We start from the raw sequence: 13,074 nt of genomic DNA on the forward strand, positions 1-13,074 counted from the left end.
TTCAAACATGACTTGGCACGACTATCCCCAAGAAGAGGAATAACCTTTGGCAGTACACGATTTGATCCAGACAGCATGCGCAGTCATTGCGATTTTGTTGGGGCTGTATGGCTTAGAGCCTGAAAGAAGAAAGCAGCTACGTAACGGCTTACGTGCCATTAGCTCGACCGTAATGATCGGAGCTTTTTACATAGTCTTGGCAGCCCTTATCTACATGTCGGGGCAAGAAGTCGTCCAATTCGCACGCAGCAAGGCTCTGATTACGAGACTAGAAATCATTGATGTCATTATCAACATCCTGTCCATCTGTGGATTCACATGGGCTGGTTTCTACCTACTTGCAAACCTGGGGCGAGGCGCAAAAAACAAGCAATAAAAAACCGGCTATTGGCCGGTTCTCTGTACTACTTGATCTGGTCGCACCTATCGAAGATGGGTACTTTTTACAGGTCGATTCCGGTGGCAGCAAGGGAGTTTTAATGCCATGGCGCAATACGGGTGCAATACAGGTATGACGCAGGTGCAACACAGGGACAACGCATTCAGTCGGCTATCGCTTCTGGTGCCCTGTCTGACCTGTCCCACTATTCTTGATCGAAGTAGGACAGCTACAGGCGCTTAGATTAGGGGCTCTGCCCTACTGTCCTACCTTTTTTACTTTTCTCTTGTGTATAGAGATAAAGCTAAAAGCACGCGTGCGCGCCATGGGCGCGATTACGTGCCCGCTATGCTCATGTGTGCGTGGGGCGGGTGAAGGTTGGACGGTAGGACAGACCAACGACGGCGCGGCCTGTACCTGTCCTACTGCGCTAAATGGCAGTCGGACAAGGCCGGACAGTAGGACATAGGCACGCGGAGTGACGCCAGGGGTCATGCAGCCTTCCCCATCAGCATGCCGGCGATGTGCAGGTGGGCTTCGTGCAGACGCTGGTAGTAGGTATCCCGACCGCATCCGCAGTGGGTGTACTTCTGCGACAGGAGGCTTTCGTGGTTGCAGTAGTGCTCGCGCACGACGACCGACAGCTGCGGCGGCAAGTGCTTGTTGACGATTAGCTCGATGTCGGCCGATTCATCCAGCAGCACCCGACTACCACGCGTGCCACGTATCAACTCCCCTTTGCACTCCATCAGCATGGCGATCATGTTGCCGCCACTCGGGCCACCTACGTTTTCCGGCACAGGCGAATGCAGATCCTGCGCCCATAGTTTGAGCATCTCGTCGATTCGCTTAATCATCGAAGCATGGCTCCTCGATCTCCGTTTGCTGCAATGCCGACGTCCGTCCCCAGGTCGCGGGCTTCTGGTAGGACCAAGGCCGCACACCACTCTTCGCCAGCGCTGGCATGCGCTTCTTCCGCCAGCCCAGCCGGTGCATGATCGCCCCGACGCGCATTTGCTCAGGCTTGCCCCAATGGCCGAAGTCCAGCTTGAGCGCCTGGGTCAGGATCTCGTTGCCGGTGGCGGTTTCGCCCAGTTGCGACTCTTCCAACCAGTTCAGGATTGGGCCTTCCCACTCGTCCACCACGAAGCGCTCGTCCTGGGCCTCAGCGAACATCCAGGACTCATCCTTGGTCACCCACCAGATATCGCCGGCCTCAAAGCAAAACAGTGCCTCGGCCCACAGCTGGTCGCGGATCTCGCGTAGTTGCTCTAGATCAACCTTGTTGCAGAACACCGGCCAGTAGCGACGGTTGCCCGTGGCGTCCTTGAGGTATTCCTCTTGGTTTGTGGTGCCCACGAAAACACACTGGCGTGGCACGTCGTTCGTTCTGCGGCCGTAGCTCTCGCGGTAGGTGTCGGTGGACGCTGAGAAAAACTGCTTGGCCTTGGTGCTTTCCGCCTTGTTGAAGCTGTCCAGCTCCCCCAGCTCGACGATCCACTTGCCACGAATCGCCTGGAAGCTGTCCTTATCGCCGAGGGCAAAAGGCGTGTCCATAAACCACTCGCCGCCGAGGACGCCCATGGCTGTGGACTTACCAGCGCCCTGCCCGCCCTCGAGGATCATCACCGAGTCGGCCTTGCAGCCTGGGCGCATCACCCGCGCAACAGCCGAGATCAGCCAGCGCTTACCGACCTTGGCCGAGTACTCGCTGGCCTGGACGCCTAGCACGTCCGTCAACCAGGTTTCGATGCGGGGTACGCGGTCCCATTCCAGCTTCTCCAGGTACTCGCGCACCGGGTGGAAGGCATGGTCGTGGGCAACCACGCTGACCGCTTCGATCACGTGGGAGGCTTTGACCCGCAGGTTGTATTGCTGCGCAAGCCACTTCATCACGCGCATGTCGTCGATGTCGGCCCAATCGCCGGCACCGCCACCGAAGGGCGCGGAACGCAGCTTGACGATCTTGGAGCTGAACACGCTGTAACCGATGACACCGGACCAGCGCTCATCATTGCCCAGAATCAGCTCGACGTTTTGCATGTGCGCGATCAGGGAGCCGTTTTCGGTGCGGGCGAGTTGGTCTTTCCAGCCCCCAGCAGCAGGAGGCTTGACCACCGCCAGCACCTGGCGGCGGACGGCCTCCAAACCCTCGGCGACGTGCAGGTCGTTGAAGTCCGTCCACTTGATCTCGCGCTCGCAGGAGAACACAGGGGCAACCACCTGGCCGCCGACAACCAGCGCGGCGTTGTTGGCCTTCTCTTCGCCAGGGTTCCAGGGATCGCCGTTGGGGCGTTTGGTCTTCCAGTCATCATCTCGACAGATGATCAGCGGGCAGCCGGGGAAGCGCTCGCGCATGGCCTTGGAGACCGGCAGCAGGTTACCCGCGTCGAAGGCAATGGCGACGGTGAGCGAAGTCGCCATGTGCAGGCTGGCGCCCGTGGCGTAGCCCTCACACACCAGCACCGGCTCGCCCGGTTCGGGGTGAGGGCCGATCAGGTGGAATGCGCCCTCCTTTGACATGCCGTAGGGCCAGTACGCCTTGTCGCGGCCAGTGTCCCCTTGCTTCGTGGGGAAGATTACCTGCAGGCCGACGATATGGTCGCGCACGTTGCACATGGGCACTAAAAATGCGCCAGTACGTGGCGCATAGCGAACCTTGAAGCCGACGATCTGCTTTCGATCCAAGTAGGCGCTCTTGCCCTTTTCGGGCATGCGCTTGAACAGGCCGGCAGCACGGTTGGCCGCTCGACGTGAAGCATTGGTCGCGATCTCGGCGGCCTTACGCTTGGCATCTTCCTGGCGAGCGCGCATGACTTCACGCTCTTCGGGGCTCATACGCCCTGCTTTGACCTTGATCTTTTGGGTGTCGCCGGAGCGCCAGTCACCGAAACTGCCGAAGATTAGCGTATCGTTCTTTTCGGTGCGGTGTTCGTGGATGACGTACCAGCCATTCTTTTCCTTGCCCTTATCCTGGGTGGTTTTGCAGCGGGTGAGTTTGCCGAACACCAGAGGTTGAGCGGGTTCAAGTCCGTAGTCCGCGAACTGATTCAGTACATCATCGAGCATGGCGGGCCTTCCTGGCTTCGTCGATGGATTGGCAAATCACACATTGGGTGCAGCCAGGAATGGCAAGGCGGCGCTCCAATGGGATTGGCGTCTCGCATCCTTCACAGAACATGAATGAATGCGGAGCAACGGCAGGTTTATTGGCATTACGTGCAGCAAGTGCCTGATCCAGGCGCTCTTGCACCAGGTCGTTGGCAAAGTCAGCGATATCAGCCACGTTCCACCCCGCGGGTCGTCTGGTTGACGTACCGGGCGCGGTTGTACATGCCCAACAATCCCTGAATGCCGCGAAACACCAACTGACGGATCTCGGCCAGCTCGCCATCGTCGACCTTGCCGTCGCCAATGTGCTTGGCCCAGGTTTCAGACAAATCCGCGACTTGCCGGAAGAACTGCGCGATACCCGTGGTGAGGGTTTCGGGCATGTCATTGGTGTAGGCCTCGGCCAGCTCCTGCCAGATCGTGTCGCCGACAAGGCCGTGCACTGCATCGAGAATGCGCCGGTCTTTAGTCAGCTCAAGGATTTCGCCGAACTCTTGAATGTTGACCGTGTGGGAAGGATGGGTGGGAGACAACTTGTGCTGCAGCGTGGTGGCATTTCTACCGGTGGTGGCCGCGATTGCAGCGGCACCACCGGGATAGTCCCGTGCGGCGTGGTACAGCGCTAATTCGAGCGTCAGTACTTCCCTTTGCGCTCGATCAACACAGCTTAAAGCTACTCGGCTCATGGCATTAATCCTACTAAGTTGCCAGTGCCCCGCGACATGCAGTGGTGTTACATTTGCCGCGAGGCTTGAAAGGGCCCAAACGCCGGGTAGATCTAGGGATCGAAACCGGCACCGTGCCGAGGCGAACAATCCGTTGCTCACCTCTGGCGCAACAGCTGCCTAATCTGTGGTGGAAAAGGCAGCAACCCAAGACATCCGTGTCTTGGCAGCGCGATAAAGGGAGGTGGTTTGCATGTGGTGTGCCCTCCTACCTTTATCGCGACCCGACAGCACTGTGGTGGTGTGTGCCGGGAGGAACTGGGCGGCCTTTGGGTCGCCTTTTTTCTATCTACACTGCCGCTTTCTGCGGCGGCGATGCATCAAGCAACCAGGCAGCGTCAAACGCGTTGCCCTTCTGCTTTGCAGCGTTCGCCAAAAGTTTGGCGTAGTGGGTTTCACCGGTGTAATCGGTGCGGGGAAGACTGGCTGCCAGGCGCCATTTGTTGAGCGCCTGATAACTCCTTTCACACACCTTGGCGGCGGCACCAATGCCGCCTACTGCTTCAAATGCGAACGCGATGGCGTTCGGAAAATCTGCGGGGTCCAACATGGCAACCTCCATTTATCAACTCTCGGTTGATATTAACATCAACTGACTATTGCGCACCCCCTGTGAGAGTATCAACTCATGGTTGATAAGAACGAGCTACGGGCAGCTTTCACGGCGCGCCTTCACGAAGCACTCGACGATGCCGGTGTACGCGCCCGGGGACGTGGGGCGGACATTCATAGACATTTAGTGAAGGTTGGGGCTGAAAAAAAGCCACAGGCTATTAGCAAGTGGCTGAATGGCGACGCTGTGCCTGGGCCGGACAGCATGGCTGTGTTGTGCTCGTGGTTGAAGGTGAGGCAGGAATGGTTGCAGTACGGAGTGCTACCTAAAAAGCCAACCGGGGGTAACAATATCCATCAGTTGGGCGCAGGCAGTGACAGCAATGTCAGAGAGATAACTCGACGCTTTGGAAAAGTCCCATTAATCTCTTGGGTGCAGGCCGGCGCATGGTGTGAGTCGAATTTTGAACAGCATGACGGAGAATCATGGCTGTCGTGCCCGGTACCGATTAGTGAGAGCGGTTATGCGCTGAAAGTACTTGGGGATTCAATGACGAATCCTGGACCTGGCCGAAGTTACCCAACGGGATGCATTATTTTTGTGGATCCTGAAGCTGAAACCAAGACAGGAGATCGTGTAATAGCCCGAGTTCCTCGCACGAATGAAGCAACCTTCAAAATATTAGTGGCGGACGCTGGGCGCCAGTTTTTGAGGCCAATTAATCCGCAATATCCAATCATTGACATTACGGAGGAAACACACATCTGTGGGAAAGTAGTTGGATCATTCATTCCAGAATAACAAATAAACAATCAAACTACTCGGAAATTAATTTTTTAGCGCCCTTATATATTTCAGACCCATTTAAATAAGAGGCGCAAAAACTAGAGTACCTTTCACCCTCCCTAGCCAACATCTCGATCCTATCAACCGACTCACGGATAGACTTCAATCTATTTCTTTTCTTAACTGGAGTAACTGCCTCATTATAGTTATTTATCGCTGTAAAAAGAGACGCTTCAAAATCATGCAAACTTACATAAATTTTTGAGCGAGGCTCCCAAAGACGCAACGAATTCAATCCACACACTTCAATTGTGCGCTCAGCAATTTCATTACCCACCCCTTGCAAGCCCTTTATATTTAATCCATCAAAATAAAAGTAATCTTTAGGATCACAATCGAATGGATTAACAATAGGTTCAACGCCTGTATCATGGTCAAACTTGTCGCCATTACAACGATGACATGCAGGTAAAAGATTCCCCCACTCAAATGTCAGTTCAGGGTAAAGCGATTTGGGTCTGTAATGCTCAACTTCAACATTGCCTCCTTCAGATGGGATGCATTCGCAAAATGCACACTTTCCATTTGAAGACTTAACTAGAGGAACCTTGACTTCAGGATGCCGATAAAACCCAACCAACTTTTCTTTTTCGAGCTTAGGAATCAGCTTGTAAGACCCATACTTATTAATTGCATCTTCCAACGAAACCCAAAACTCGTTCTTATTGTCTTTTAAATACTGCGGCTCAGGACTTCTGGCAAGTTTAATCATCTTTAAGCGCCACCAGTGAAGCTAGCTTTGTTTTCAGAACCGTCACAATAGTATCGCTCGGATGTGATACTGCTTCCAAGTTTATTATAGCCTGCTCTAAGCCTTTCAAACTTTTAAGTTCCGCCTGTGCCAAAGCAGCTGTAACTAAGCGATGATGATCTTTATTCTCTAGACTTTTTACGTCCATAACTTCAGATAGAATCTGATCAGTTGTCCATCCTGAGTAAATCTGATCAGAGGCGTGGATATCGCGCTCAACCGAACCAACAGGCATTATGAGTACTTCACTTTTTTTTGCAGAAGCAAGCAAATGGGGAGAGTGCGTGGTCACAATAAATTGCAGTTTTGGAAACAATTTTGCTAGCCCGTCACGCAGCGTAAACTGCCATTCAGGATGCAAGTGCAAGTCCAACTCATCAATAAGCACAGTGCCATACGCAGACTCGACTAAACGCTCACTATTGCCGCCTATTTCAATCCACTCGAAAATCATCGCAATAATTGTAAATACCGCCTGAAAACCGGAAGACAATTCTTCCAAATAGCAACGCTGACCATAAATTGAAAAAATAGGTTCAAGATCACGGCCAATTTCAACAAATGCAAATTCACTATCGCTGGGACCAATATATTTAAGCGCCGCTTCTAACCGCTCAAAATTTTTCCTTTCAACCTCTGCCCAAGGCTTATCAATAATAAAATATCGATTAATGAGCCACTGCTTTATATTTCCATCCCACTCGCCATATAACGACTTTACACTACCTTGCTTATATCGCTTAGCAGCCTCATCGGGTGGCAGTTCACGCGAAACGCCACCTATCAAAGAATAGGTTATATTTCTGCTCGCACCAATAAATAATGGACATAGGAATTTCACCTTATCCTCATAAGGTCTGATAACGACCCGCCCTTCTCCTTGTAAAGGCACACCTCCCGTTAAGTTCAGAGAGCCTTGTCGATAGCCGCCATGAACGTTATTGCGTCCGAGACCAATCCGAAGTTTTTCTTTCCCATCAGTCATATCTACCCAGAATGCAGATTCCTTACTAACAGTAGAGTAGCTCAATCCTGACGTATCAAAACAATGGGCAATGCACACTAGTACAGATGTTTTTCCGCATCCATTAGGACCCGCAATAAAATTGAATCCAGGTCCAAAACTCATATCTAATCGACTAAATTTTCTTACATGATCAACATGTAGACTTTCTATATAACGATTGGTCACTAACTAATCCTCTCAAGACTTCCGTATCACATTGCCTGAATCATGATTTGCATTACGGAAAAAATCTACCAGTAAGCACAAACAAACAATCAACCATCAGTTGACATTTAACAACCGCTGGTTGATATTTTCCTCACTCTTCCACCACAGAGCGAGGCAACACCATGCACACCACAGCCACCCTGCACGTCCATCCGGCCGCTGCTAAACCCTCCCGCATCTTCGAAATCCGCCGCCTGGCACAAGACTGCGGCTGCGCCTTCATCGCGTCCAAACCCAAGCTGAAACACCGCTCCGCGCCTGTCCCATTTGATCCAAACGGTGGAGGGCACGCGGCATGAAAAAGTACAAACTCGACAAACGCATCCTGAGCCTACTCAAGGCCCAAGTCAGCTTGACCGAAACCTTCAACCACCTCTTGCGCACCGAAACGCAGCGTGAGGCCCTAGCCTTCCGCCTGAACGTCGAGCGCCGCAAAATCGACACGCACTTCACCGTCGAGCTTGGCAGCGAACGCCACACGCTAACCCTGGCCAACACCAAGAAGATGCACCTCAAGCTTGCGGACTTCATTGAGGAGATCGTCAACGGGCCAACCACCCCAACCGATCCATCGTCCCTGCCGCACTCAGACCGCCGCTACGGCGTGTTCAAGACTGAACACAAGCAGCAGGTATTCGACCTGGTGCAAACCGGTGGCGCTCTCAGTATCGATATGGGCTTCGAGCAACCGATCAACTTGGCAATCCACCGCAGCAAAACCCGCGCCGGCATCACCACCATCATGAGCATCGGCGTCAGAAAGCCGCACACCAAGTGCTTCACGGTGTACGGCAGTGACGTGGAGATCTACTCCATGGTGGCCGAGTCCATCACCCACCTGGCTGCCGTGTCGACACCCGCCGCGCATGCAGCCTAGGAGGTCGCGATGGAACGTAGCCTGGAAAAAGCCGCCAAGTACTTCGGCCTCACTCGCCCCAAGCTGATCGCACTCATGCGTGCAAAGGGCCTGCTCAACGACCGCAACCTACCTGCCTTCCCGGTGCGTGATCGAGAGTACCTACGAGTCAAGGACAGCAACTGGTACCACGAAACCGCCGGCATGCAGTACAGCCAGTCGACCAAGGTCCGCCAAGCCGGTATCCGATGGCTCGCCGCACAGTTGGGGCTCGAACTGCCAGCCATCCCGGCAGACAACCGTGACGTGGCCTAGGGAGTACGCCCGCCAGATCGTCGCCATGGGCACACGCGAGGAGCGCAACGCTGCGCTCCTCGAAGTGCCGGAGCATCTGCGGGAGCTGACCAAACGTCATTGCCTGAATGCCTGGAACCACCCTTCACGACTCAAACGCAAGGAGGCCGCCGCCCATGAGCAACACCAGTCAAACACCGCTACGACTGCAACCCGCACCGGATAGCGCAACCGTCGAGATGCTGCACCAACTCTTCGGCGACGTGCTTATCCCCCTGGAAAAGCTGCGCGTGCATTACTTCAAGAACCTCAACGAAAAGACCTTCACTGAGGCGATCAACAGCGGGCGGATTCAACTGCCGGTGACCACTCTGGACCATAGCGTCAAGGCGTTGCGTTACGCCCATATCAAACACGTCGCAGCTCTGATCGACATCCGCGCCTACAGAGCAGACGAGGACATGCCGCGACCGCAAAACGATTTAACCGAGCAGGACCAGTAACCCCAACGGCTGCCACCACCAGCCAACGTAACTACCAGGAGCACACCACATGACTGCAATCCAAATCTGCGCATTGATCGGCATCGTAATCGCTGCCGGCATCCTCTACTGGGTCGGCTACCAAGGCGGCCTTACCGACGGCAAAGATGATGGCTACGACGAACGCTATGCCGACGAGTACGTCTCGGGCCGAGAGGACGCTTCAGCCGCATACGCGGCCTCTCTCAAAGATATGTCAGATCAATACATGCGCACCGAACTCCTATTGAGCCGGGAACCGCAAGACCGCTACACCCTTTTGGCCATAGCCGAAAAGCTGAAGCTCGCCGCAGACACCTTCCGCGCTGTCAGATCCGAAACCCAAGCAACTCAGGCGCTTGCGCTACGTGACAAGGCACTGAATATGGCTGCGATGATGGATGGCTTCGAGTTGAAGGGGGATGCAGAATGAGCCGAGCCATCCCTATGCTGCGCCTGACACCCAAAGCCGCCGGCACACTACAGCAGCAACACGCCAAGGCCACCAAGGAACTGCGCGCTCTGACCCGCTACAGCAAAGAGTTCGGCCGCCAGTTGAAAGCCCCGATCGGCTATGAAGCTCTGCACCAATTGCACAAGGCAACCGACGACGCCTTGCTGCTGGCCGACATTGTGAGGGAAGCCGCATGAATTGGATCCTCACCTCCACCAGCAAGCGCTTCGACTTGTTCGAGCCTTACGCCGACATGATCGACCCACGGGACATCTCGCACGCACTGGCCCACCTGTGCCGATTCAACGGCCACACCCGTGAGTTCTACAGCGTGGCCCAACACAGCTGCATCGTCGCCGAGTTGGTGCCGGAAGAACAGAAACTCGCGGCCTTACTTCACGACGCCGCCGAGGCGTACGTGGGCGACATGACGCGGCCACTCAAGCAGTGGATTAGCGCCTACCAGCACTTCGAGGATTGTATCTGGTGGCGCGTGTGCGAGCGGTTCGACATCGCTCCAGAACTCCCCGCCTGCATCTCCAAGGCCGATTTGATTGCACTTGCTACCGAACGCCGCGACCTCATGCCACCCGATCCGGCTATCTGGGATTGCTTGGTCGGCATCGAACCTATGGCTGAAACCATCCGCCCCTGGCCGGCCGCCGAAGCCCGACTCATCTACCACCAGCGGCTGATGGACCAACTTGCTCTCGAACACCGGAGGAAAGCGGCATGAAGAACCACCAGGATAACACCAGCGCACTGCCCGCTTTGCTTCGCGCTGACAGAGGCGTCGACACGCTAGAAACAAACAGTCTCTGCTGCGCAGCAGCAGGCATTATTGCTCCTCCTAATGCCACCGCAGAGGCACTTATACCCCACGAAAAGCTGCGCGGGGCAGCGCTCGCTGATGCGACGCTAAACGCTCAGGAACGCCCGCTCGCGCAGCCTGTCGTGGGGTATACGCACCGTTCACTCCCCAAAGCAATAGAGGCTGAAATCTTCTCGGACGATGAACTGGCCGACCTTACTGGCTATAAGCAGCGAGCCCATCAACGGAAGTGGCTAACTGACCGCAATTGGGTATTCGTTGAGAGTCGCGGGGGTCGTCCGCTGGTTGGGCGCATGTACGCTCGCATGAAGCTTGGCATGATCAATACAGCCCCCATTGAACAAAGCCCGCCGCCGGCGCGACCAGTTTGGACGCCTGACTTCTCCAGGGTGAACTGAGATGCGACCTAGAAACACAGAAAACAGGGACTTACCGCCTGGAATGGTGCGGCGCAAACGCCCTCGCAAGAATGGCAAAGTGTGGGTCGGCTACTACTACAAAGACTCGACAGGAAAGGAGATCCCGCTAGGTGGAGATCTGAGTAAAGCGAGATTGAAGTGGGCAGAGCTTGAGGCTAAGGAAAAACCCGCAGACCTGACGATGATGAAGGGGATCTTTGATCGGTACGCCCGCGACGTCATTCCGAAAAAAGGAGAGCGTACCCAAAAAGACAATCTGGCCGAACTAAAACAGCTACGCCCCACGTTCGATGGGGCTCCCATCGATTCAATCACGCCGGCAAATATCGCCGGGTATCGCGATGCACGCACGGCCAAGGTTAGGGCCAACCGGGAAATTGCCCTTCTGTCTCACGTGTTCAATATGGCACGCGAGTGGGGCCTCACTGAGAGGGAGAATCCTTGCCAAGGCGTCAGGAAGAATAAGGAGGTGCCACGCGACTACTACGCCAATGCGGTGGTTTGGGACGCCGTCTACGGTATGGCGGGCCCGGAACTCAAGGAAGCCATGGACCTGGCCTACCTGACCGGCCAGAGACCTGCCGATGTGATCATCATGCGTAGCGACGATACTGAGGGTGATTATTTCCTGGTCACCCAGGGTAAAACCGGGCAGAAACTCAGAATTCTGATGCGGACAGAATCCGGAGAAAACAGTCTCGGGAAATTGGTTAGAGAGATAACCGAAAGAAATGCACACCACCCCTCCAAGTACCTACTAATCAACCAGTACGGAAAAAGGATGACGAAAGGCATGTTGCGCCTGCGCTGGGATAAGGCAAGGGAGAAGGCGCAGCAAAAAGCGCTGGATCAGGGCGACCCTATGCTCGCAGCAAAGATTGGAGGGTTTCAGTTTCGTGACATCCGACCCAAGGCGGCATCGGAAATCATCGATATTGGCGACGCAAGCCTACTGCTGGGACATAGCAAACAGGAGATCACCAAACGGGTTTACAGGAGGATTGGCGCCACTGCTAAACCATCAAAATAGACAAAGTTTCGGAACCCCTGCCCGAAAGTTTCGGAACGCCTATCCAAAACCGGCGTTATCTACCCAAACCCCAAAAACACAAAAGCCCCGCGTTCGCGGGGCTTTCGTTTGAATCTTGGCGGGAAACCAGGGATTCGAACCCTGGAGACGCTATTAACGTCCGCCGGTTTTCAAGACCGGTGCATTCAACCACTCTGCCAATTTCCCTTTTGCGTCACAGGATTATAGTAGGTCATCCTGTCTCAGCGGGCGCCATAATACCCGAATGAAACACACTGTCAAACTCTCGCCATCGCTTGTTACAGAGCGTCTGTTATGATCTTTGCGACTGAACGTTTCAAAACCGAAGGAGTGTCGCCATGCGCGAACAGAATTACGCAGTGAATGGTAACGCGCAGGCTGAGCAGCTTGAAGTCAGCCGCGTGTTGCGCAACACCTATGGCCTGCTCGCCCTTACCCTCGCATTCAGCGGCGTGATGGCGTTCGTAGCGCAGCAGATGCGCGTCGGCTATCCAAATATCTTTGTCGTGCTGATTGGCTTCTATGGTCTGTTTTTCCTGACCAACAAGCTGCGTGACTCGGCCTGGGGCCTGGTGTCGGCGTTTGCCTTGACCGGTTTCATGGGCTTCATCCTCGGCCCTATCCTCAACCGTTACCTCGGCATGGCTGGCGGAGCGGAAGTGGTCAGCTCGGCGTTTGCCATGACGGCCCTGGTGTTTGGCGGTCTGTCGGCCTACGTGCTGATTACCCGTAAGGACATGAGCTTCCTGGGCGGCTTTATCACCGCAGGCTTCTTCGTGTTGCTGGCAGCGGTGGTTGCAGGCATGTTCTTCCAGATCAGTGGCCTACAACTGGCGATCAGCGCGGGGTTTGTGCTGTTCTCCTCGGTGTGCATCCTGTTCCAGACCAGCGCCATCATCCACGGCGGTGAGCGCAACTACATCATGGCCACTGTTAGCCTGTATGTGTCGATCTACAACCTGTTTATCAGCCTGTTGCAGATCTTCGGCATCATGAGCCGCGATGACTGATTGTTAGCCGAATAAAAAATGCCCCGTATCGAAAGATA

19 protein-coding genes and 1 tRNA gene are annotated in these 13,074 nt (G+C 54.7%); 12 read left to right on the forward strand and 8 right to left on the reverse strand.

Annotation, left to right across the window (positions count from 1 at the left end; genetic code table 11):
- Window positions 1-46 precede the first annotated feature (46 nt).
- Window positions 47-376 carry a hypothetical protein gene (locus BW43_RS0127755; RefSeq protein ID WP_032889624.1) on the forward strand — a complete coding sequence of 110 codons (330 nt, stop codon included), beginning with the start codon at window positions 47-49 and terminating at the stop codon, window positions 374-376.
- A 494-nt stretch (window positions 377-870) separates the two neighbouring features.
- Here the strand turns inward: BW43_RS0127755 and BW43_RS07035 are convergent, their stop codons facing one another.
- From BW43_RS07035 to BW43_RS07020, 5 genes are all read right to left on the reverse strand, one after another.
- Window positions 871-1,236, reverse strand: coding sequence for a hypothetical protein (locus tag BW43_RS07035; protein ID WP_032889625.1), 366 nt, complete (start codon window positions 1,234-1,236; stop codon window positions 871-873).
- The gene (locus tag BW43_RS07030) at window positions 1,229-3,448 is read right to left on the reverse strand and encodes a VapE domain-containing protein (RefSeq protein ID WP_032889626.1); all 2,220 of its coding nucleotides are present in this window, start codon (window positions 3,446-3,448) and stop codon (window positions 1,229-1,231) included. Before BW43_RS07030 ends, BW43_RS07035 begins: the two co-directional genes overlap by 8 nt.
- Window positions 3,438-3,665 carry a TraR/DksA family transcriptional regulator gene (locus BW43_RS28530; protein ID WP_032889627.1) on the reverse strand — a complete coding sequence of 76 codons (228 nt, stop codon included), beginning with the start codon at window positions 3,663-3,665 and terminating at the stop codon, window positions 3,438-3,440. Before BW43_RS28530 ends, BW43_RS07030 begins: the two co-directional genes overlap by 11 nt.
- Window positions 3,658-4,176 carry a phage regulatory CII family protein gene (locus BW43_RS07025; protein ID WP_032889628.1) on the reverse strand — a complete coding sequence of 173 codons (519 nt, stop codon included), beginning with the start codon at window positions 4,174-4,176 and terminating at the stop codon, window positions 3,658-3,660. Before BW43_RS07025 ends, BW43_RS28530 begins: the two co-directional genes overlap by 8 nt.
- A 328-nt stretch (window positions 4,177-4,504) precedes the next feature.
- On the reverse strand, window positions 4,505-4,765 hold the full coding sequence (locus BW43_RS07020) for a hypothetical protein (RefSeq protein ID WP_032889629.1): 261 nt from the start codon (window positions 4,763-4,765) through the stop codon (window positions 4,505-4,507).
- 78 nt (window positions 4,766-4,843) lie between these two features.
- On the opposite strand from BW43_RS07020, the gene BW43_RS28535 reads away from it, so the two are divergent.
- Window positions 4,844-5,569 (forward strand): LexA family transcriptional regulator, encoded by a 726-nt coding sequence (locus BW43_RS28535; RefSeq protein WP_032889630.1) that lies wholly within the window; start codon window positions 4,844-4,846, stop codon window positions 5,567-5,569.
- A gap of 16 nt (window positions 5,570-5,585) precedes the next feature.
- On the opposite strand, the gene BW43_RS28540 is transcribed toward BW43_RS28535, so the two are convergent.
- Together BW43_RS28540 and BW43_RS07010 are read right to left on the reverse strand one after the other, a co-directional pair.
- On the reverse strand, window positions 5,586-6,326 hold the full coding sequence (locus BW43_RS28540; protein WP_081797809.1) for an HNH endonuclease: 741 nt from the start codon (window positions 6,324-6,326) through the stop codon (window positions 5,586-5,588).
- Window positions 6,319-7,557, reverse strand: a complete 1,239-nt coding sequence (locus BW43_RS07010) for an AAA family ATPase (protein ID WP_032889631.1) — start codon at window positions 7,555-7,557, stop codon at window positions 6,319-6,321. The genes BW43_RS28540 and BW43_RS07010 overlap by 8 nt, the downstream gene beginning before the upstream one ends.
- Window positions 7,558-7,894: 337 nt before the next feature.
- On the opposite strand from BW43_RS07010, the gene BW43_RS07005 reads away from it, so the two are divergent.
- The 9 genes from BW43_RS07005 to BW43_RS06975 all read left to right on the forward strand — a co-directional run bounded on the left by BW43_RS07005 (window position 7,895) and on the right by BW43_RS06975 (window position 12,005).
- A complete protein-coding gene (locus tag BW43_RS07005; RefSeq protein WP_032889632.1) occupies window positions 7,895-8,476 on the forward strand; it encodes a hypothetical protein in 582 nt (193 codons plus the stop codon).
- Between the two features lie 9 nt (window positions 8,477-8,485).
- Entirely contained in the window at window positions 8,486-8,770 is a 285-nt protein-coding gene (locus BW43_RS07000) for a phage antirepressor KilAC domain-containing protein (protein WP_032889633.1), read from the forward strand.
- On the forward strand, window positions 8,757-8,975 hold the full coding sequence (locus BW43_RS28545; protein WP_080923185.1) for a hypothetical protein: 219 nt from the start codon (window positions 8,757-8,759) through the stop codon (window positions 8,973-8,975). The genes BW43_RS07000 and BW43_RS28545 overlap by 14 nt, the downstream gene beginning before the upstream one ends.
- Window positions 8,926-9,252 carry a pyocin activator PrtN family protein gene (locus BW43_RS06995; RefSeq protein ID WP_032889634.1) on the forward strand — a complete coding sequence of 109 codons (327 nt, stop codon included), beginning with the start codon at window positions 8,926-8,928 and terminating at the stop codon, window positions 9,250-9,252. Before BW43_RS28545 ends, BW43_RS06995 begins: the two co-directional genes overlap by 50 nt.
- A gap of 49 nt (window positions 9,253-9,301) precedes the next feature.
- Window positions 9,302-9,703, forward strand: a complete 402-nt coding sequence (locus BW43_RS06990) for a hypothetical protein (protein ID WP_032889635.1) — start codon at window positions 9,302-9,304, stop codon at window positions 9,701-9,703.
- A complete protein-coding gene (locus BW43_RS06985) occupies window positions 9,700-9,921 on the forward strand; it encodes a hypothetical protein (RefSeq protein WP_032889636.1) in 222 nt (73 codons plus the stop codon). Before BW43_RS06990 ends, BW43_RS06985 begins: the two co-directional genes overlap by 4 nt.
- Complete coding sequence (locus BW43_RS06980; protein ID WP_032889637.1) at window positions 9,918-10,460, forward strand: phosphohydrolase; 543 nt, start codon at window positions 9,918-9,920, stop codon at window positions 10,458-10,460. Before BW43_RS06985 ends, BW43_RS06980 begins: the two co-directional genes overlap by 4 nt.
- A gap of 251 nt (window positions 10,461-10,711) precedes the next feature.
- Window positions 10,712-10,954 carry a DUF4224 domain-containing protein gene (locus tag BW43_RS0127770; RefSeq protein WP_032890031.1) on the forward strand — a complete coding sequence of 81 codons (243 nt, stop codon included), beginning with the start codon at window positions 10,712-10,714 and terminating at the stop codon, window positions 10,952-10,954.
- 1 nt (window position 10,955) lies between these two features.
- A complete protein-coding gene (locus tag BW43_RS06975; RefSeq protein ID WP_032889638.1) occupies window positions 10,956-12,005 on the forward strand; it encodes a tyrosine-type recombinase/integrase in 1,050 nt (349 codons plus the stop codon).
- Window positions 12,006-12,121: 116 nt separating this feature from the next.
- Here BW43_RS06975 and BW43_RS06970 read toward each other — a convergent pair.
- Window positions 12,122-12,212, reverse strand: a tRNA-Ser gene (locus BW43_RS06970).
- A gap of 152 nt (window positions 12,213-12,364) precedes the next feature.
- Here BW43_RS06970 and BW43_RS06965 point away from each other — a divergent pair.
- Window positions 12,365-13,036 (forward strand): Bax inhibitor-1/YccA family protein, encoded by a 672-nt coding sequence (locus BW43_RS06965; RefSeq protein ID WP_003174664.1) that lies wholly within the window; start codon window positions 12,365-12,367, stop codon window positions 13,034-13,036.
- Window positions 13,037-13,074 lie beyond the last annotated feature (38 nt).

Origin of the sequence: Pseudomonas sp. RIT357 (genome assembly GCF_000632245.1) — a bacterium.
Taxonomy (GTDB): domain Bacteria; phylum Pseudomonadota; class Gammaproteobacteria; order Pseudomonadales; family Pseudomonadaceae; genus Aquipseudomonas; species Aquipseudomonas sivasensis.